Genomic DNA, 19,521 nt, shown 5'->3' with positions numbered 1-19,521 from the left:
CCACGTCACTGCAACGCCACGAACGCCGCCGTCAGCAGCACCGCCCCGGACAGCCCCAGCACCCACGCCGCCCGGACCAGCCGCATCCCGCCCGCCACCACCACCGAGGCCAGCAGCAGCGCCCCGCCCAGCGGCACCCAGGCGTACAGGATGCCCGCCGGGCCGGACCGCACCGCGTCCCCCGTACCGGGCTTCAGCACCACGGCGTACGTCGTCCCCGTACGCACCGCCACCGACTTCTCGATCTCCACGCGCGCGCGTGCCCGCGCCCCCGCCGACGTCGGAGTGAAGGGCCCCGTACAGGTGTCCCCGGCACACCGCGTCACCCTGACCGTGCCGGACTCACGCCCCTTCGCCAGCATCACGTGCTGGGCGGTCCCCCAGGACCCCCGCACACCGGCGAACAGAATCAGCGCGGCGAGCGCACCCATCGCCGCGACCCGCCCGAACCGCAACGCGGACACGGACGCCTGACGGGCGGTACTGGCTGTGGCAGGCATGGCCGGGATCATTGGCCATATCCCTACGACCGGTCAACTCCCCGCAGGGCCAAGCCCGGACAAGTCAGGAGTTGTACGCGCTCTGCGCCCGCTCCAGACCCTCCGTCACCAGACACTCCACCGCGTCCGCCGCACGGTCCACGAACCAGTCCAACTCCTTGCGCTCCGCCGAGGAGAAGTCCTTCAGCACGAAGTCCGCCACCTGCATCCGCCCCGGCGGCCGGCCGATCCCGCACCGCACCCGGTGGTAGTCCGGCCCCATCGCCTTCGTCATCGACTTCAGACCGTTGTGCCCGTTGTCACCGCCGCCCAGCTTCAGCCGCAGCGTCCCGTAGTCGATGTCCAGCTCGTCATGGACCGCGACGATGTTCCCCACCGGAACCTTGTAGAAGTCCTTCAGCGCGTTCACCGGACCGCCGGACACGTTCATGTACGACATCGGCTTCGCCAGCACCACCCGACGGCTCCCCGGCCCCGCCGGACCGATCCGCCCCTCCAGCACCTGCGCCTGCGCCTTGCCCGCCCGCTTGAACTTCCCCCCGATCCGCTCCGCGAGCAGGTCCGCCACCATGAAACCGATGTTGTGCCGGTTCATGGCGTACTCCGGCCCGGGATTGCCGAGCCCGACGATGAGCCAGGGATCACTGGCGGGGGTGGTCACGTCCATGTCTCCTTGATACGCGCCAGCCGCCGCCCCCGGCGAGGGAGGCGGCGGCTGAACCGATGATGACGACGGGGAGGATCAGGCCTCCGCCGCCTCCTCGCCCTCGGCGGCCTCGCCCTCGGTCTCCTCGGCCTGCGCGGCCAGGACCTGGATGACGACCGTGTCCTCCTCGACGGCCAGCGTGGTGCCGGACGGGAGGGCGATGTCCTTGGCCAGGATGGAGGCGCCGGCCTCCAGGCCCTCGACGGAGACGGTGACCGACTCGGGGATGTGCGTGGCCTCGGTCTCCACCGGCAGCGCGTCCAGGACGTGCTCCAGCAGGTTGCCGCCCGGGGCCAGCTCGCCCTCGGCGTGGACCGGGATCTCGACCGTGACCTTCTCGCCACGCTTGACCAGCTGGAGGTCGACGTGCTCCAGGAAGCCCTTCAGCGGGTCGCGCTGCACGGCCTTCGGGATCGCCAGCTCGTTGGCCTTGCCGTCGATGTCCAGGGAGATCAGGACGTTCGGCGTACGCAGCGCCAGCAGCAGGTCGTGGCCCGGCAGGGTCAGGTGCAGCGGGTCGGAGCCGTGGCCGTACAGAACGACCGGCACCTTGTTGTCACGGCGGATGCGGCGGGCCGCACCCTTGCCGAACTCGGTGCGGGTCTCGGCGCTGAGCTTCACCTCGGACATATGGATCACTCCTCGTAGTAACTCGGAACGGACGTGGTCACCCGGCCACGAACGGCCTGCTACGAAGAGCGCGTCGATAACGGACCGCCGTATTCGCATCACGCGAGTACGGCCTCCCTCGCCGAGCAACTGCGCCAGTTTACTCGGAGGGGGAGGCCGTACCCAAAACGATCACAACGGGGGGTTCAGCACGCGGTGCGGAAGGAGGTGCAGAAACCTCACTGCTCGTCGAAGAGGCTGGTCACCGAGCCGTCCTCGAACACCTCACGCACCGCACTCGCGATCGTCGGAGCGATCGACAGCACCTTGATCTTGTCCAGATCCGCCGCCAGCTCACCCGGCGTCGGCAGCGTGTTCGTGAACACGAACTCACTCACCTGCGAGTTCTTCAGCCGATCGGCCGCCGGACCCGACAGCACACCGTGCGTGGCCGTCACGATGACATCCTCCGCACCGTGCGCGAACAGCGCGTCAGCCGCCGCGCAGATCGTGCCACCCGTGTCGATCATGTCGTCCACCAGGACACACACACGACCCTTGACCTCACCCACGACCTCGTGGACGGTCACCTGGTTCGCCACATCCTTGTCACGCCGCTTGTGCACGATCGCCAGCGGCGCACCGAGCCGGTCGCACCACCGGTCCGCCACCCGCACCCGGCCCGCGTCCGGCGACACCACCGTCAGCTTGTCCCGGTCCACCTTCTTGCCCACGTAGTCCGCCAGCAGCGGCAGCGCGAACAGGTGGTCCACCGGACCGTCGAAGAAACCCTGGATCTGATCGGTGTGCAGATCCACGGTCAGAATGCGGTCCGCGCCCGCCGTCTTCATCAGATCCGCGATCAGACGCGCCGAAATCGGTTCACGACCACGGTGCTTCTTGTCCTGCCGCGCGTAACCGTAGAACGGCACGATCACAGTGATCGACCGCGCCGAAGCACGCTTCAGCGCATCGATCATGATCAGCTGCTCCATGATCCACTTGTTGATCGGAGCCGTGTGGCTCTGAATCAGGAAGCAGTCCGCACCACGCGCCGACTCCTGGTAACGGACGTAGATCTCACCGTTCGCGAAGTCGAAGGCCTTCGTCGGGACGACCCCGACACCCAGCTGCTGGGCGACCTCCTCGGCAAGCTCGGGGTGGGCGCGGCCGGAGAAGAACATCAACTTCTTCTCGCCGGTCGTCTTGATCCCGGTCACAGCACAGTCTCCTCAGAGGTTGTCTCAGCCAGCCGGCTGCTACGGCGACCTCTCGGCTGGGCGTGAGAGGCCAAACCAGCTGGTAAGGGTGCGGGGTGCACACATGCGGATGTGCACTTATCACGGTACGCCGTGTTTGGCGCACCCGTTTCCGGTCAGTCCTCGTTCTCACCCTGCCGGGACGTCGCCTCGGCCGCCTTCGCCGCCGCGCTCCCCGGCCGCTTCCGGGCCACCCAACCCTCGATATTCCGCTGCTGACCGCGGGCCACGGCCAGCGAACCGGGCGGCACATCCTTCGTGATCACCGACCCGGCGGCGGTGTAGGCACCGTCCCCCACCGTGACAGGAGCCACAAACATGTTGTCCGCACCGGTCCGGCAGTGCGACCCCACCGTGGTGTGGTGCTTGTCCTGACCGTCGTAGTTCACGAACACACTCGCCGCGCCGATGTTCGTGTACTCACCGATCCTCGCGTCCCCCACATACGACAGGTGCGGCACCTTGGTGCCCTCCCCGATGGACGCGTTCTTCGTCTCGACGTACGTACCGATCTTGCCCTTCGCACCCAGCCGGGTCCCCGGCCGCAGATACGCGTACGGCCCCACGGACGCCTGCGGCCCCACCACGGCGCCGTCGGACACCGTGTTGTCCACCCGCGCCCCCGGACCCACCTTGGTGTCCTTCAGCCGGCTGTTGGGCCCCACCTGGGCGCCCTCGCCCAGCTGCGTCGACCCCATGAGCTGCGTCCCCGGATGCACCACCGCGTCCCGCTCGAACGTCACGGTCACATCGACCCACGTGGTCGCCGGGTCCACGATCGTGACCCCGCCCAGCATGGCCCGCTCCAGCAGCCGGTCGTTCAGAATCCGCCGCGCCTCGGCGAGCTGCACCCGGTTGTTGATCCCGGCGATCTCACGATGGTCGGCGGCCACCGAGGCCCCCACCCGATGCCCGGCCTCCCGCAGAATCCCGAGCACGTCCGTGAGGTACTCCTCACCCTGACTGTTGTCCGTCCGCACCTTCTTCAGCGCGTCCGCCAACAGCTGCCCGTCGAACGCGAACACACCGCTGTTGATCTCCCGGATCTCCCGCTGGACCTCGGTCGCGTCCTTGTGCTCCACGATCGCGGTGACGGCACCCGTCGCCTCGTCCCGCACGATCCGGCCGTAACCGGTCGCGTCCGGGACCTCGGCCGTCAGCACGGTCACGGCGTTGCCGTCGGCGCTGTGCGTCTCCGCGAGCCGCTTCAGCGTGTCGGCGGTGAGCAGCGGCGTGTCCCCGCACACGACCACGACGGTCCCGTCCACGGACCCGCCCAGCTCCTCCAGCCCCATCCGCACGGCGTGCCCGGTGCCGTTCTGCTCCGCCTGCACGGCGGTCCTGGTGGCCGGGTCGATCTCGGCGAGGTGCGCGCTGACCTGCTCACGGGCGTGGCCCACCACGACGACCAGGTTCTGCGGGTCCAACTCACGGGCGGCGGCCAGCACATGTCCGACCAGGGAACGGCCGCAGATGTCGTGCAGGACCTTCGGTGTGGCCGACTTCATACGGGTGCCCTCACCCGCTGCGAGAACGACGACGGCGGCCGGGCGAATGGCGCTCACGGGGTTGCCCTTCGGCTCTGGATGGGTGGGGGTGACAGCCGCAGGATACCGGGGCGGGTTGTGGGGGGTATGAGTGCGGGCCCTGACGGTGGTGTCAGGGCCCGGTGGTGCGCAGCTCCCCTGCCAGGACTCGAACCTGGAACAAATCATCCAAAGTGACCCGTGTTGCCAATTACACCACAGGGGAGTGTACAAGCGTCCTAAACGGACATTTGGTCAGCCCGTTGAGGCCGCGGCACCTACTATGCCGCACCACCAGCCTTCGATGCGACGGTACAAGTCGGCGCCCTTCAGGACTTTGATCACGAGGCAGCCGCGGTAGTCGTCGCCGGTGTTCTTGCGCACCGTCTTCGGGTTGTGCTTCTTGAGCGTCGTCTTGTTGAACATCGAGGCGTCGGCGCCGACCAGGTCGGCCCAGTAGCGCTCCGCGCCGTCCACGTCGGCGTTCTCGTGGATCATCACGGTGAACCGCAGGCGCTCCCGCTCCACTTGAAGGAGGTCGAGCCACGCCAGGAAGACCCTGATCATTCCAGGGTCGCTGTTCACGAAGGCGACGTTCTCCCGGCGGTCGTACGGCTTGTCCTTGCCGCCCTCGGCCCAGTAGAGGCCCACGCCCACCAGGAACAGCTCGCGCCTCGACAGTCCGCCGATCGACCGCTTGGCCTCTTCCTTCGTCCGCCGCCGCTCCTCGTCCCGGATGCGCATCTTCTCCTCCCAGCCCTTGCGGGCGATGGCCGCCGCTTCCTCGGGGGTTCGTCGCCGCTCCGGCCTCGGCAGATCCCGTACCCACAGCGACACCGAACTGCGCGAGCACCCCAGTTCCGCCTCGATCTGGTCGTACGTCCAGCCCTGGAGTCGTAGCTCTCGTGCCCTCTCCCGGAGGTCGTCCTTCGCCCTCGGGCGCCTCGTCCACTCCGGTGGCGGTTCGCCCTTCACCAGTTGGTTGAGGACGTCGTTGTTGTAGATCTTCAGCTCGTCGCGGATCTGGCGGAGGCTGTGGCCGGACCGGCGGAGGGTCACAGCCTGGTCGCGCAGCCGCTCGAAGTCGGCGTACTTGCCCGGTGAATGTGCCATACGCATACCGTCCGGACGGAATGTTGGGTTCCGGGGTTGAACGGGGGAGGTTCACCAGTTCGAGGGATAGCGGGTGGTTTCGAGGTCGTTCGGTTACCGAGAGTGGCGTGTGGTGGTAGGCGAAAGTCACCGGAAATGCCGCACCCCTCGCCCGTAGGCTGGGAGGCATGACCACGACGGGGGAAGACCACGAGAGGGCACTGACCGGCCCTTGGTGGTGGGTGAGGCGGCGCAGTGCGGTGTTCGACGGAAGTCTCGCGCTGGTGTCCGCCATGGAGTGCGCGGCGGAGGGGATTCCGTTCGCGCGGGACGCGGGCATCCCGGCGTCCGTGGGGATCGTGTTCGGTCTGATCGCCGGTTCGGTGCTGTTGGTGCGCCGGAAGTGGCCGATCGCGGTGGTGCTGGTGGCGATCGCGATCACGCCCGCCCAGATGGGCTTCCTGATGGGCGTGGTCGGTCTGTACACGCTGGCGGCGGCGGAGCTGCCGCGGCGGATCATCGGCGCGTTGGCGGGGATGTCGCTGCTGGGCACTGCGGTGGTGACGTTCGTGCGGGTGCGGCAGGACATGTCGCGCGGGGATCTGACGCTGGGTGACTGGTTCGTGCCGTTCGCGGCGGTGACGACGGCGTTGGGGCTGACGGCTCCGCCGGTGTTGCTGGGTCTGTACGTGGGGGCGCGGCGCCGGTTGATGGAGAGCTTGCGGGAGCGGGCGGACAGTCTGGAGCGGGAGCTTCAGTTGCTCGCGGAGCGGGCGGAGGAGCGGGCTGAGTGGGCGCGTAACGAGGAGCGGACGCGGATCGCGCGGGAGATGCATGACGTGGTCGCGCATCGGGTGAGTCTGATGGTGGTGCATGCTGCCGCGCTTCAGGCGGTGGCCCGCAAGGACCCAGAGAAGGCGGTGCGGAATGCCGTGCTGGTGGGGGACATGGGGCGGCAGGCGTTGACCGAGTTGCGGGAGATGCTGGGGGTGCTGCGGGCGGGGGAGGGCGCGGGCCGGCGTGCGGTGCCGTCGCCGTTGGCGGCGGTGGGGGAGGCGGCGGCCGCGGCGGCTTCCCGGGTGGCTGAGGCGGAGGGGTCGGCGGAGGGGCCGTGTCTGTCGGAGCTGGATGAGTTGATCGGGCAGTCGGCCGCCGCGGGGATGGTGGTGGATCTGTCGGTCGAGGGGGAGGTGCGGTCGTATGCGGCGGAGATCGAGCAGACGGCGTACCGGGTGGTGCAGGAGGCGTTGACGAACGTCCACAAGCACGCGGCGGGTGCGAAGACGCATGTGCGGTTGGCGCATCGGGGGTCGGAGATCGCGATGCAGGTGGAGAACGAGCCGCCGCCGGAGCCGGCGTCGGCGTCGGCGGCGGGGTTGCCGTCGGGCGGGAACGGCTTGGTGGGGATGCGGGAGCGGGTCCTGGCGCTGGGCGGGGTGTTCGTGTCGGGTCCGACGGATGCGGGGGGCTTCCGGGTGTCGGCGGTGATTCCGGCGGCGTAGGGGTGGGTGACCTTGTTCTGGTGGGGGCATGCACGGGTCAGGTCGCCGGGTTTCCGTGGCCGGGGCCGAGGGGGGAGCCGTGGCGTGGGGGGTTCTGCTCGGTGTCTGCTGTGCGGTGACGGGGGTCGCCGCCTGGTTCTTCCGCTGGGCGTACCGGCGCTGTGTCGACGCGCCGGTGGGTGCGTGCGGGGAGGGTGCGGCGCTGGGTCTGTACGAGGTGGCGTTTCTCTCCGGTGGGGGTGAGTACGTCGCTTTGACGGCGATGGCGTCGATGCTGCTGGGTGGGCGGTTGTCCGTGCGGGACGAGGTGGTCACGATCGCCGATGCGGTGCCGCGGGACGCGGTGGAGGGGGCTGTGATCGGGGTGCTCGGTCCGCGGCCCCGGCGTCGGGTGTGGCGGCGGATGGACCGGTTGGTGCGGCGTCCGGCGATCGACGCGATCGGGGATGGGCTGGCGGAGCGGGGGCTGATCGACGGGAGTCCGTCGCGTGGGCGGGTGTTCGACGCGGCCGACCTGCTGTGGTGGATGGCTCTGTGGGTGTCGGGGGCGCTGGGGGTGGCGGCGGTCGCTGTCGCGTGGGCGCAGGGCGGGCCGGTGTGGGTCGTGCTGGCGGTCGTGGTGGTGGCGCTGGCCGCCGGTGTGCGCGCTCATCGCCATGAGAGCGTGTCGTGCGGACGGGTCACGGAGGCGGGGCGTGCGGCGCTCGCCGCGCACGAGGCCCGGTTGCCCAGTGGGGTGTGGGCGCCGGAGGGGAACGACGGACTGCGCGGGGAGGCGGCCGTACGTCTGGGGAAGGCCGCTCGGGGCTGGATGTACGACGAACTGGGGCGCCTGCGGGACGCGACGAGGTGGCCTCCGTCGGGGCCCACCGATCCGGGCTTCGACGATCCGCCGGGGCTGGGCGGGTTGTAGGGGCGCTGGTGCGCGGGGGTGGCGGGCCGGTGGTGTGGCGTATCGGGGGGTCGGTCGGTGGTGACGCGTATTGGGGGGGGCGGCGGGGACGCGTACCGGGGTGGTCGGCCGGTGGTGTGGCGTACCGGGGTGGTCGGCCGGTGGTGACGCGTATCGGGGGGTCGGTCGGCGGGGACGCGTACCGGGGTGGGCGGGCCGGTGGTGTGGCGTACCGGGGTGGTCGGCCGGTGGTGACGCGTACCGGGGTGGTCAGCCGGTGGTGACGCGTACCGGGTGGTCGGCCGGCGGGGACGCGTACCCGGGGTGGTCGGCCGGCGGGGACGCGGACCGGGGTGGGTAGTTGGTGGTCAGGCGGATGGGGCTGTCGGTCGGTGGTGGGGCGTGTAGCGGGGTGTCAGCCGGCTGTGAGGCGGGCCGGTTGGATGCCGGTGATGAGGGTGGACAGGGCGTGGTCGATGTCGGGGCCGAGGTACCAGTCGCCGGTGTGGTCGATCGTGTAGACGCGGCCTTCGGCGTCGATGGCGAGGAGGGCGGCGGTGTCGGTCTCCTCGCCGAGGGGGCTGAGTTCGGTGCCGAGGGCGCGGCCGAGGTCGCCGAGGGTGCGGGCGTGGTGGAGGCCGTGGAGGGGGTCGAGGTGGAGGCCGGCGGGGGCGACCTGGCGGCCGGGGCCGGTGGGGGCGATGCGCAGGCCGCCGAATTCGGCCCAGGCCTCGACGGCGGCGGGGAACACGGTGTGCCGGTGTCCGGCGGGTGAGGCGTGTTCGCGCAGGGTGTCGGCCCAGATCTCGGCCTGCTTTATGTCCCAGCGTCCGGGTTGCCAGCCGGCGGCGCGCAGGGCGGCGTCGACGGGTACGGCAAAGCGCGTGGTGGAGGTGCGGTCGGGGTGCATCTGCCCTTCGATCGTCGTGCGTGCTGGTGGTTCCGGTGGTGCCGGCGGTCGCCGGGGGTCAGTCGTCGGTGGCGGCGGGGTCGACGATGCGGACGCCGAAGTGGGCGCTGAGGGCGGTGCAGGCGCGGCAGGGGGCGGCGAAGCTGCCGTGGAGGGGGTCGCCGTCCTCGCGTATGCGGCGGGCGGTGAGTTTGGCGTGCTTGAGGGCTTTGCGGGCTTCGCCGTTGGTCATGGGTCTGCGGGCGGCGCGTTTGCTGCGGGCGGCGTCGGCGGCGGCGATGTGCCGGGAGATGAGGATGGTCTCGGCGCAGCGGCCGGTGAAGCGGTCGCGCTGGGCGCTGGTGAGGGTGTCGAGGAAGTCCTGGACGAGGGGGTGCAGGGCCGGTGGCTGGTCGCTGCGGGCGGCGGTGCCGGTGAGGGTGGCGCCGCGGACGGACAGGGCGGCGGCGACGGTGGGCAGGATGCCGTCGCGGCGGTGTCGGAGGGTGGGGGCGGGGGGTGTGTCGGTGCCGCTCCAGCCGATGCGAGGGTCGCCGGCCCGCACGTCGGTACCTCCGGTCTCCAGCGTGTTCATGATCGTTCTTCCCTCCCCGGGCGTCCCCCGAAGGACACAGGGTGCCAAATGCCGTGGCTGGTGGGGAAGCTGGGGCGGTGCGACACGCCCGTGTCCGGGCGGGCTGTGACGGTGGGGTGACGGCTGGTCACGGTGGCGGGCGGCGGGGGTGTCGGCAGGGTTGACGGGTGCCGGGGCGGGGGAGCGGTGGGCCGGTGACCGGGGTTGGCGTACCGCATAGGCTGTCGCCGTCCGCGATCGACACCGCCGTTCAGGCCAGAGAGAACGCCGCAGGGGGCAACCGCCATGACGACAGGTCGGCTCGGGCTGGGTGCACCGCCCAGCGGCCAGGCCGGGGGACAGGCCGCGCCGCCGAACGCGGCCTACGCCGGGCAGGTCGTGCACTTTCCGGATCCGGTCCGGGCGGCACGTCACCCGAGAGGGGTACGGGTCGATGAGCGGGGTTACCCGGATTTCTCGCCGTACGCGCGCGTGGCGGTGGAGATCGCCGAGCCGCCGGAGGGTTTCGGGGTCGACGAACTGCGGCTGACGGACTATGTGTCGGCGAACGCGGCGCTGGCGGCGGCGGAGCACGAGTTGTGGGACACGGTGCCGGATGTGGCGACGCCGCACGGCTGGACGTGGCATCACGTGGCGGGCACGCGGCGGCTGGAGCTGGTGCCGGTCGAGGTGAAGGCGCTGCTGCGGCATCACGGCGGGGTGGCGACGGCGCCGGTGGACCACGGCAAGCGCGGTACGCGGCCGTTGCAGGAGTCGCGGCCGGCGCATTTCGGGCTGCCGAAGTCGGGTGTGGCGGTGACGGAGGCGCAGGTGCAGGGGGTCGAGGAGGATCTCGGCTACCGGCTGCCGGGCGCCTATCGCTCGTTCCTGAAGGCGGCGGGTGGCTGCGCGCCGGTCGGTACGGCGCTGGACGCCGAGTTGGGGCTGCTGCTGGACCAGCCGTTCTTCACGGTGCGGGACGAGGCCGCGGTCAATGACCTGGTGTATGTGAACAAGTGCCTGCGTGACCATCTGACGAAGGACTACCTCGGTGTGACCTTCGTGCAGGGCGGGCTGCTCGCGGTGAAGGTGAAGGGCGAGCGGGTCGGTTCGGTGTGGTTCTGCGCGTACGACGATGTGCGGGACGTCGATCCGTCGTGGTCGCCGGCGGAGCGGGTGGAGCGTCTGCTGCTGCCGTGCGGCGACGATTTCGACGCGTTTCTGTCCCGGCTGGCCGGTAGCCCGCCGGAGTTGGAGACGGTGGCCCATCTGATGGTGGACGGCGGTTTCGCCCGTGTCGTCCCGGTGTCTTCCGGCTCGGTGTCTTCCGGCCCGGTGGGGGAGTGAGCTGGCGATGGTGACGTACGCGCAGGCGCAGGAGCGCGCCGAGGAGTGGATCAACGGCGACGTGCCCGCGTACCAGCACCGTGAGGTGCGGGTGCGGGAGTTCGAGCTGGGGTTCGTCGTGTGGGGCGAGGACCGGGCGGAGGGGCCGCGTTCGGACGCGGGCGGCCAGCGGCTGGTCATCGCCCGGGACAGCGGGGAGGCGACGCTGTGGCCCGCGCTGCCGGTGGGTGAGGTGATCCGCCGGTACGAGGAGGAGTACGGCCGCGCGGACGAGCCCCGGGACGCGGTGCCGGCGCCTGCCGCCGCGCGGTTGGACCTGAACCAGACGTCGTTCCTGCTGACTCCTCCGGAGTGGTTGCAGGAGGCGGCGGACAAGCTGGGGCTGGGGGAGCGGCGAACAGAGGGTGCGGGTTCGCCGGCTTCGGGTGCGGGTTCGGCTGCTGACCGAAGTTCGGTTTCTTCCGCCGGCTCGGTCTCTGACGGGGGTTCGGCCGGTGGAACGGCGTCGGGTGCGGCGTCCTCCCATGGTGTGGCGTCCTCCGGCGGGAGCGGGCCGGCCGAGACGCAGGCCGGGGTGCCTGCGGGGGCGGATGTGCCTGTGGGGGCGACGCCGTGGGCCGGTACCGACACGAACGCCGGGTCCGGTGAGGACGACCGTTCCGTGCCGCTGCCCGCGACGGTGTTCGCGCCGCCGTTGAGCGACGCGGACCAGGCGCCGCGTCCGCCGGCGGTCGCGCCGGACGCGCCGACGGCGCTGATGTCGGGCGGTAGCCAGCTGCCGCCGACGGCGGTCGCGCCGGCGCTCGATCTGCCGGGCGCGCAGAGTGGTGCGCCGGGGGCGCCTGTTCCTCCGGGCGCGCCGGGCGTCGGCCAGGGCGGCACGCCCCCACCGCCGCCGGGCACGCCGGCGTACGGCCATCCGCACGTTCCGCCGACCCCGGGCACGCCGCCGGCGGGCGTACCGCCTTACCCGCCGGCGCAGGGCACTCCGCCCCCGCCCCCCGCGCCCGCCGGTGCGCCGGGCGCCCCGGGGTACGGCTACCCGCAGGGTCCCGGTGCTCCGGGGTACGGCTACCCGCAGGCGCCGCAGCCTCCGGCGGGCCGGGGCGCGCCCGCGCGGCGGCTCGCGCCGAACGCCGGGGACATCGCGGACGCCGCGACGAGCAAGGCGGCGCCGCCGAAGAGGGGGCGCGGTGGCGTGGGTGCGCCGCCTCCGCCGCCGGGCGCCCCGGGCACGCCGGGCGCGCGCCCGGGGAGCGCGGCGACGCCGCCCGCGCCGGCGGGCGGGTATGTGCCGACGCAGCTCGTGTCGTCGCTCGGGCCGGAGGGCCCTGAGGGACAGACCGGCCCGGGGAACGCGGACGGAACGCAGCCGCCGGGCACGCCTGGGGCAGCTCCGGGCGGTACACCCCCGGGCGGCGTACACCACGCGGCCACGCTCCTGGCCGACCCGAGCCAACTGGGCGGGAGTGCCCCCCAGCCTCCGAGCGCCCCGGGCATGCCGACCCCGCCCGGCACCTCTGCGGCTCCGGGCGCCCCGGGCATGCCTCCGGCGCCGGGGGCTCCGGGTGTTCCGGGTGGGCAGGGCGCCGCGGGCGCCCCGAATCGACCCGGCGCCGCCGCTGCTCCGGGTGCGCAGGGCGGTCAGGGCGCTTCGGGTATGCCTCCGGTGCCGGGGGCACCGCAGCCTCCGGGCGCCCCCGGCATGCCCAGCAGCCCCGGCGCACCGAACGTGCCGGGAGCATCCGGCGCCTCTGGGACCCCGGGTCGGCCCGGCGCGCCCCAGCCGCCGGCCGCCCCCGGTGGCCCTGGCGCCCCCAACGCCCCGCAACCTCCGAGCGCTCCGGGAACCCCCGGCGCGCCCGCCCCCGGCACCCCCTCTGCACGCGGTGCCATGCATCACGCCGAGACCGTGCTGTCCGCTCCGCCGGTGGCCGGGCCGGGCGCGCCCCCGCCGCCCGCCCCCGGCATGTCCGGCGCAGGCATGCCTCCCGCGCCGGGCGCCCCGGGCATGCCGAACCAGCCCGGCGCCCCTTCGGCTCCAGGCGCCCCAGGTATGCCCCCCGCGCCGGGCGCCTCCGCCATGCCTCCCGGCGCTCACGGCGCTCCGGGCGGTCAGCCCCCGATGTCACCCGGTGCCCCCGGCATGCCTCCCGGCGCTCCGAGCACCCAGCCGCCCACACCTCCCGGCATGGCCGGCATGCCCCCAGGCGTTCCCGGCGGTCAGTCGCCCACGCCCTCCGGTGCCCCCGGCGCTCCGGGCGGTCAGCCCTCGATGGCGCCCGGTGCCTCCGGCATGCCCCCCGGCGCTCCGGGCGGTCAGCCGCCCATGCCGTCGGGCCCCGGCATGCCTCCCGGCGTTCCCGGCGCCCAGCCGCTCCCGCCCCCCGGCACCTCCGGCGTTCCCATGCCCCCCAGTGCTCCAAGCGGTCAGCCGTCCGTGCCGCCAGGTGCGCCCATGCCGGGACAGGGCTCGGCGTACGGGTATCCGCAGCAGGGGCAGCCGACCGTCGGTCCCGGTTATCAGGCCGTTCTGCGGTATCGCGCGCAGGACGGGTCCGAGCAGCAGTTGATCCGGCGTTCCGCGCCGGGGACGCCGCACCCGGAGTGGCAGATCTTCCACGAGCTGCGGGCCATGAACGTGCCGCCGGACCAGGTGCTGGAGCTGCACACCGAGTTGGAGTCGTGCGAGCTGCCGGGGGCGTACTGCGCGCGGATGATCCGGGAGCAGTGGCCGCAGGCGCGGATCGCGAGCATCGCCCCGTACGGCACGGACCACGCGAGCCGGCAGCAGGGCATGCGGCAGTTGCTGGCGCACCAGGGCGAGTTGCACCAGGTGGCGGACGGTCCCGCACGGCCCGCGCCGGTGCGGGCGCCGCTGCCGCCGGTGCAGGCCGCGCCGCCGGTGCCCCCGGAGGGGATCGCGCAGGAGCTGGCCGGGGCGTTCGGGCCGGGGATCTTCCGGTTCGAGCAGCAGGCGGTGTCCCGGCAGGGCGTGCCGCCGATCGTGGCGCACACCCTGGTCGTGGCGGGGCTGCCGCTGGACATGGGCCCGTTCTTCTGGGCGCAGGCGCAGCCGGGCCGCCCGGTGCCGACGCTGGCGGAGCTGGCGGCGGAGCGCGGGGTGCAGCCGGCGGCGGACGCGGGGTCGTACCTCGTCATGGGCACCGACTTCGGCAAGGCGATCTGTGTGCAGTACGGGACGGCGAACATCGTGGCCGTGCCGGTGGAGGCGGGCCCGGGCGGTGCGCCGGTGCCGCCGCAGTTCGTGAACACCGGGCTGCCGGAGTTCACCCGGTGCCTGGCGCTGCTGGGCCGGATGTGGCGGCTGCGGTACGGGCTGAACCAGGAGCAGGCGGGCCGCTGGACCGTCGACTTCCAGGCGCAGCTGGCCGCCCTGGACCCGGCGGCGCTCGGTTCGCCGGAGAGCTGGTGGTCGGTGCTGCTGGAGCAGATGTGGGACGGGCTGTTGTAGCGCAGTCGCCGCCCGGCCGCCGGGTGTGAGCATTCGGGCCCCGCACGCGCGCGTGCGGGGCCCGACGCGTTGTCCGGGAGGGGGCCGTTCGGAGCAGCGCCGTGACGTGTCTGCGGAGTGTCGCGTTATGAACCCTTACTTCCGATCCATCAAGATATGCGCGAAATCATCCTGTCGTGCAGGTCCGGTGGAGAGGGGTCCCCAGGGTGAGCAGCGCATCGATGCCCCCGCACGGCTTCGTGACCGTCCGGGGGCGTGGCTACCGCCCCGACCAGGTCGAGGCGTACCTGGAGGCGCTGTCCGAGGACCGGGACGCCGCCTGGGAGCGCGCCGCCCGGCTGACCGTGCTCGCCAAGGACATGGGGGCGGAGGCCGCGCTGTTGCGCGAGATCGTCGCCGAGCTCCCGCCGCAGACGTACGAGACGCTCGGGGAAGGCGCCCGGCAGCTGTACCAGGCCGTGCTCGACGAGGCGGCGGACCTGCTGGAACGTACTCGGCGCGAGGCCGAGGAGGAGGTCGCGCGGGCCGAGGCGGACGCCGCGCGCGTGCTCCAGGAGGCGCAGGAGGCGGCGGACGCGGTCCGCACGGAGGCCGATGAACGCGCCCGTCAGTGGCTCCTCGGCGTGCAGGCCGAGGCCGAGGGCATCCGCGTGGGCGCCCGGCGCGCGGTGAAGTCCGAGCGGATGGAGGCGCTCGCGGAGTTGCGCGAGGCCCGCCGGCGCACCGACGGCATGCTCGCCGAGCGGTCCCGGGAGCACGCCGCGCGCTGGGCCCGGGCCGAGCGGGAGGAGGCCGAGCGGATGGCGGAGCTGGACGCCGGGCACGCCGAACGGGCGAGCCGGGCCGAGGCCGCGCTGGCGGACGCCGAGCGGGCCCTCGCGGAGGCGGAGGAGTACGAGCGCCGCTCCCCGGAGGAGGCACGCGCGCGTGCCGCCGAGATCATCGCCGAGGCGCGCGCGGAGGAGGAGCGCATCGCCCAGGAGACGGAACAGGTGCTGCGTGAGCACGGCGAGCTGTGGGACGACATGCAGGCGCACATGGACTCCGTGCGCGACACCCTCATCTCGCTGACCGGCAGGGTGGTCCTGGAGTAGCCGTACGGCCCGGCGAAGGTGTGCCCGGTCCTCCCGTCAACTCCCCTTCCGCACCGCCCCCGCCAGGATCCACCCCTCCACCGCCTCGTACTGGCGCCGCTGCCGCTCCGCCTTCGCGCGGCCCGACAGCACCGTGCCGAGCCAGCCGAAGAAGAAGCCGGCCGGGATGGAGACGATGCCGGTGGTGGTGAACGGGAACCAGTTGAGGTCGGCGCCCGGGAACGCGGACACGGGCGACCCGGAGACGAGGTTGGTGCCCGGCATGAGCAGCAGCACGGTCAGCGAGCCCCCGATCAGCGTGCCCATCAGCCCGCTGCGGGTGTAGCGGCGCCAGAAGAGGCCGTAGACCAGGGCGGGGGCGAGGGCGGAGGCGCCCAGGCAGAAGGAGAGCGTGACCAGGGGTTGCAGGCTGTGGTGCTGCACCAGGGTGGCCAGCAGGATCGTCGGCACGCCTATGGCGAGTGCCGAGACGCGGGCGAGGGTCATCTCGCGGCGGGCCGGCATCTCCTGTACCCGGGCGGCGAACACGTCGTGCGCGAGGGAGTTGGCGCACGCGAGGATCATCCCGGCCACCGAGGCGAGCAGGGTCAGGAAGAGCGCGGTGGTGACCAGGGTGAACAGGAAGGTCTCCGCCGTCGACACGTCGGTGCCGAACACCGCGCGTGAGCCCAGCAGATAGGCCGTGTTGCCCTGCGGGTCGGCCGTGGAGATCGCCGTACGCCCGAGCAGGGCGGTGGCGCCGAACCCCACCACGGTGATGACGAGGACGAACAGGGCGACCAGCGACACCGCCCAGGACATCGAGCGGCGCACCTGGCGGGCGCTGGAGGCGGTGTACATGCGCATGGTGATGTGCGGCAGGCAGGCGCCGCCGAGGACGACGGTCAGCTGTGAGGCGATCATGTCGACTCGGCCCTTGGGCGTGGTGCCGAACTCCAGCCCGGAGCGCAGGAAGGCCGTCCCGGCGCCGCTCTGCCGCGCGGCGGCGGTGAACAGGGCGCCCGGGTCCCAGTCGAAGCGGCGCAGGACCAGGAGGGCGACCGCGGCGCCCGAGCCGACCAGCAGCACGATCTTCAGGATCTGGATGAGCGCGGTGCCCTTCATGCCGCCGATCGCTGCGTAGGCGATCATGAGAAGGCCGAGTCCCACGACGCATCCGGTCTTCAGGGACTCGTTGGTGAAGCCGAGGATGAAGGCCATCAGCTGCCCGGTTCCGGCCAGTTGGACGAGCATCAGCGGCAGCAGCGCGGCGATGGTGACCGCGCAGGCGGTGATGCGTACGCAGCGGCCCGGCAGCCGGCGGGCGAGGGCGTCGCCCATGGTGAACCGGCCCGCGTTGCGCAGCGGTTCGGCCAGCAGGAACATCAGCAGCATCAGCGACAGGGCCGTGCTGAGGGCGAGGACGACACCGTCGTAGCCGCACAGGGCGATCACTCCGCCGGTGCCGAGGACGGTGGCGGCGGAGATGTAGTCGCCGGCGATGGCGAGGCCGTTGCGCAGCGGGGACAGGGAGCCGTAGCCGGTGTAGAACTCGTCCAGGTCGTCCCGGTCGGGGCCGGTCATCACGCACAGCAGCAGCGTCACGGTGGCGGCGGTGGAGAAGGCGACCAGGGACATGGTCTGCGCGGAGTCGCTGAAGCCGGTGGATGCCGCACCGGCGGCGCCGGTCATCGGGTCGCTCCGCGCCGCGCGTCCAGCTCGGCGTGCCTGCGGATGCGGTCGGCGAGCGGATCGACGTGCCGGCGCGCGGTGTGCTCGTACAGGGCGATCGCCAGCCAGGTGACGGGCAGTTGGACGAGGGCGAGCAGCAGCCCGGCGGGGATGCCGTCGGCGACCGTGCGCGTCATGACGCCGGGCGCGTACGCGGACAGGGCGAGGAACAGCGTGAAGTAGCCCAGCGCGGTGAGCGTGGCGGTGCGCCGCTGCCAGCGGTAGGCGCTGCGCAGTACGCGCAGATCGCTGTGCTGGCCGAGGGGTTCGCGCGGCGCCCGGCGCACCGGGGGCACCGGTTCGGGCGGCGCGGGCGGCTGCCAGGGGTAGGTCGGCTGCGCCGGGGAGGAGGGGTACGGCGACTGCGGGGAGGACGAGCGGTGCGGTGAGGCGGACGGCTGCGGTGAGTCCGGCGGTTGCGGTGAGTTCGACGGGTGCGGTGAGTGCGGGGGGTACGACGGGTTCGGGGAGTACGACGGATGCGGGGAGTACGACGGGTGCGGCGGGTCGTAGGACATCCCGGGGCTCCTTGCGTGGCTCGGGTCCGTGGCGGCGGACCGCAGGGAGGTGGGGGAGCTGAGCCACGCACGCTACTCGCGCGTCGCGGGACGCGCGACGTTTTCACCGAACTGGCCGGTCGGTATGCGCTTTCCCCGGGGAAACGGGTCCCACCTGGGGTGTTACCCGCGTTAACCCGCCGGGTTCACTCCGGGAGCACCGGGAACCGCCGGGGCGCCACCAGCAGCAGCACCACGAAGGCCAGGGCCGCCGCGCCCGCCGCGCCGAGGTAGACCGCGTGGACCGCGCCGGCGATGGCCCGCCGGGTCGCCTCCGGGGCCGTACCGGCGTCCAGCGCGCGCGTGACGGAGTCCAGGTCGCCCGCCCCGCCCAGCCGCGCGGCCAGCACCCCGTTGGCGACGGCGCCGAACAGGGACGCGCCGAGGGTCTGGCCGGTCTGCCGGCAGAACAGGACCGACGCGGTCGTGGTGCCCCGCTCCGACCAGCCCACGGTCGACTGCACCCCGACGATCAGCGGCAGCTGGAACAGCCCCAGCGCCCCGCCCAGCAGCAGCATCAGCAGCGTCGGCTGCCACCACGACCCGGGATACGGCAGGAACGGGAACGCGCACAGGATCAGCGCACCCAGGCCGATGCCGAGCAGCGCGGTGTCCCGGAAGCCGATCCGCCGGTAGACGTGCTGGCTGAGCGCGGCGGACACCGGCCAGCTCAGCGTCCACACCGACAGCACGAACCCGGCGGCCACCGGGGCGAGTCCGAGCACCGACTGCGCGTACGTCGGCAGGAACACGCTCGGCGCCACCATCAGCAGCCCCAGCGCGCCCAGCGCCAGATTGACGGCCGCGATCGTCCGGCGCCGCCACACCCAGCCCGGGATGATCGGCTCCGCGGCCCGCCGCTCCACCCACACCACCACGGCGGCCAGCGCCAGGCCCGTGCCGAACAGGGCCAGCGACGGCGCCGACAGCCACGGCCACGCCACCCCGCCCTGCACCAGAGCGGTCAGCAGCACCCCGCCGCACGCGAACACCGCGAGCGCGCCGCCCCAGTCCACGCGCGCGTGGCGGGCTTTCTCCCGCCCGGGCTCGTGCAGATGACGGACGATCAGCCACAGGGCGGCGGCGCCTATCGGCAGGTTGACCAGGAAGATCCAGCGCCAGTCGGCGTAGGCGGCGAGCACTCCGCCGAGCCCGGGACCGGCCACCGCGGAGACCGCCCACACCGTGGACAGCTTGGACTGGATCTTCGGGCGCTCCGCCAGCGGGTACAGATCGGCGGCCAGCGTCTGCACCGTGCCCTGCAACGCCCCGCCGCCCAGGCCCTGCACGATCCGGAACGCGATCAGCGCCCCCATGTTCCAGGCCACCGCGCACAGCAGGGACCCCAGCAGGAACACGGCGGCGCCCACCACCAGCACCGGCTTGCGGCCGAAGGTGTCGGACAGCTTGCCGTACACGGGGAGCGTGACGGTGACGGCGAGCAGATAGCCGGAGAACAGCCAGGAGAAGACGGAGAACCCGCCGAGGTCGCCGACGATCTGCGGTACGGCGGTGGAGACGACGGTGGAGTCGAGCGCGGCCAGTGCCATGGCCAGCATGAGCGCGGCGACCACCGCGCCCCGCCGCCGGGTGTCCTGCCGCCGGCCGGCTCCGCCGCGTATCGCCGGTGTCGTACTCCCCACCGCACACCCCTCCCGTGCTTCCCTCCGGAAGCCGCTTCGATGCCCCCTGCATCCATGTCCGGGACGACAGCTTCCCACGCCCGGCGGGGCTTGATCCTGACGCGGCGGAAGGGTGGAGGCTTTCCGCACCGAAGGGTGGAGGCGAC

Annotated in this window: 16 protein-coding genes and 1 tRNA gene; 5 read left to right on the top strand and 12 right to left on the bottom strand. The window is 72.6% G+C overall.

Annotation, left to right across the window (positions count from 1 at the left end; genetic code table 11):
* Positions 1–5: 5 nt before the first annotated feature.
* The 7 genes from ACZ4WH_RS07615 to ACZ4WH_RS07585 form a co-directional block, all read right to left on the bottom strand.
* Positions 6–512, bottom strand: coding sequence for a hypothetical protein (locus tag ACZ4WH_RS07615; protein ID WP_468177632.1), 507 nt, complete (start codon positions 510–512; stop codon positions 6–8).
* Between the two features lie 52 nt (positions 513–564).
* A complete protein-coding gene (gene pth / locus ACZ4WH_RS07610; protein WP_468177630.1) occupies positions 565–1,167 on the bottom strand; it encodes an aminoacyl-tRNA hydrolase in 603 nt (200 codons plus the stop codon).
* Positions 1,168–1,242: 75 nt separating this feature from the next.
* Positions 1,243–1,836, bottom strand: a complete 594-nt coding sequence (locus ACZ4WH_RS07605; RefSeq protein WP_468177628.1) for a 50S ribosomal protein L25/general stress protein Ctc — start codon at positions 1,834–1,836, stop codon at positions 1,243–1,245.
* A 218-nt stretch (positions 1,837–2,054) separates the two neighbouring features.
* Complete coding sequence (locus ACZ4WH_RS07600) at positions 2,055–3,035, bottom strand: ribose-phosphate diphosphokinase (protein ID WP_468177626.1); 981 nt, start codon at positions 3,033–3,035, stop codon at positions 2,055–2,057.
* Positions 3,036–3,190: 155 nt separating this feature from the next.
* Positions 3,191–4,639, bottom strand: coding sequence for a bifunctional UDP-N-acetylglucosamine diphosphorylase/glucosamine-1-phosphate N-acetyltransferase GlmU (glmU, locus tag ACZ4WH_RS07595; RefSeq protein ID WP_468177624.1), 1,449 nt, complete (start codon positions 4,637–4,639; stop codon positions 3,191–3,193).
* 115 nt (positions 4,640–4,754) lie between these two features.
* Positions 4,755–4,826, bottom strand: a tRNA-Gln gene (locus ACZ4WH_RS07590).
* 29 nt (positions 4,827–4,855) lie between these two features.
* Entirely contained in the window at positions 4,856–5,713 is an 858-nt protein-coding gene (locus tag ACZ4WH_RS07585; RefSeq protein ID WP_468177622.1) for a terminase gpP N-terminus-related DNA-binding protein, read from the bottom strand.
* A 167-nt stretch (positions 5,714–5,880) separates the two neighbouring features.
* Between ACZ4WH_RS07585 and ACZ4WH_RS07580 the strand changes: the two genes are divergently transcribed.
* A complete protein-coding gene (locus tag ACZ4WH_RS07580) occupies positions 5,881–7,194 on the top strand; it encodes a sensor histidine kinase (RefSeq protein WP_468177620.1) in 1,314 nt (437 codons plus the stop codon).
* Between the two features lie 79 nt (positions 7,195–7,273).
* Positions 7,274–8,107 (top strand): TIGR04222 domain-containing membrane protein, encoded by an 834-nt coding sequence (locus ACZ4WH_RS07575; RefSeq protein ID WP_468177619.1) that lies wholly within the window; start codon positions 7,274–7,276, stop codon positions 8,105–8,107.
* 394 nt (positions 8,108–8,501) lie between these two features.
* Here the strand turns inward: ACZ4WH_RS07575 and ACZ4WH_RS07570 are convergent, their stop codons facing one another.
* On the bottom strand, positions 8,502–8,996 hold the full coding sequence (locus ACZ4WH_RS07570) for an SUKH-3 domain-containing protein (protein ID WP_468177617.1): 495 nt from the start codon (positions 8,994–8,996) through the stop codon (positions 8,502–8,504).
* A 58-nt stretch (positions 8,997–9,054) separates the two neighbouring features.
* A complete protein-coding gene (locus ACZ4WH_RS07565) occupies positions 9,055–9,570 on the bottom strand; it encodes a YwqJ-related putative deaminase (protein WP_468177615.1) in 516 nt (171 codons plus the stop codon).
* 285 nt (positions 9,571–9,855) lie between these two features.
* On the opposite strand from ACZ4WH_RS07565, the gene ACZ4WH_RS07560 reads away from it, so the two are divergent.
* From ACZ4WH_RS07560 to ACZ4WH_RS07550, 3 genes are all read left to right on the top strand, one after another.
* On the top strand, positions 9,856–10,896 hold the full coding sequence (locus ACZ4WH_RS07560) for an SMI1/KNR4 family protein (protein WP_468177613.1): 1,041 nt from the start codon (positions 9,856–9,858) through the stop codon (positions 10,894–10,896).
* 7 nt (positions 10,897–10,903) lie between these two features.
* Entirely contained in the window at positions 10,904–14,371 is a 3,468-nt protein-coding gene (locus tag ACZ4WH_RS07555; protein ID WP_468177611.1) for an SUKH-4 family immunity protein, read from the top strand.
* A 221-nt stretch (positions 14,372–14,592) separates the two neighbouring features.
* Positions 14,593–15,465, top strand: a complete 873-nt coding sequence (locus ACZ4WH_RS07550) for a cellulose-binding protein (protein WP_468177868.1) — start codon at positions 14,593–14,595, stop codon at positions 15,463–15,465.
* A gap of 36 nt (positions 15,466–15,501) precedes the next feature.
* Here the strand turns inward: ACZ4WH_RS07550 and ACZ4WH_RS07545 are convergent, their stop codons facing one another.
* The 3 genes from ACZ4WH_RS07545 to ACZ4WH_RS07535 all read right to left on the bottom strand — a co-directional run bounded on the left by ACZ4WH_RS07545 (position 15,502) and on the right by ACZ4WH_RS07535 (position 19,375).
* Entirely contained in the window at positions 15,502–17,136 is a 1,635-nt protein-coding gene (locus ACZ4WH_RS07545) for a sodium/solute symporter (RefSeq protein ID WP_468177609.1), read from the bottom strand.
* On the bottom strand, positions 17,133–17,693 hold the full coding sequence (locus ACZ4WH_RS07540; RefSeq protein WP_468177607.1) for a DUF485 domain-containing protein: 561 nt from the start codon (positions 17,691–17,693) through the stop codon (positions 17,133–17,135). Before ACZ4WH_RS07540 ends, ACZ4WH_RS07545 begins: the two co-directional genes overlap by 4 nt.
* Positions 17,694–17,878: 185 nt before the next feature.
* Positions 17,879–19,375 (bottom strand): MFS transporter, encoded by a 1,497-nt coding sequence (locus tag ACZ4WH_RS07535; protein WP_468177605.1) that lies wholly within the window; start codon positions 19,373–19,375, stop codon positions 17,879–17,881.
* Between the last annotated feature and the right edge of the window lie 146 nt (positions 19,376–19,521).

The organism is Streptomyces sp. NPDC029138 (assembly GCF_055564375.1).
The sequence above is the reverse complement of the archived record's forward strand: the minus strand, read 5'-3'. Positions and strand labels throughout refer to the sequence as shown.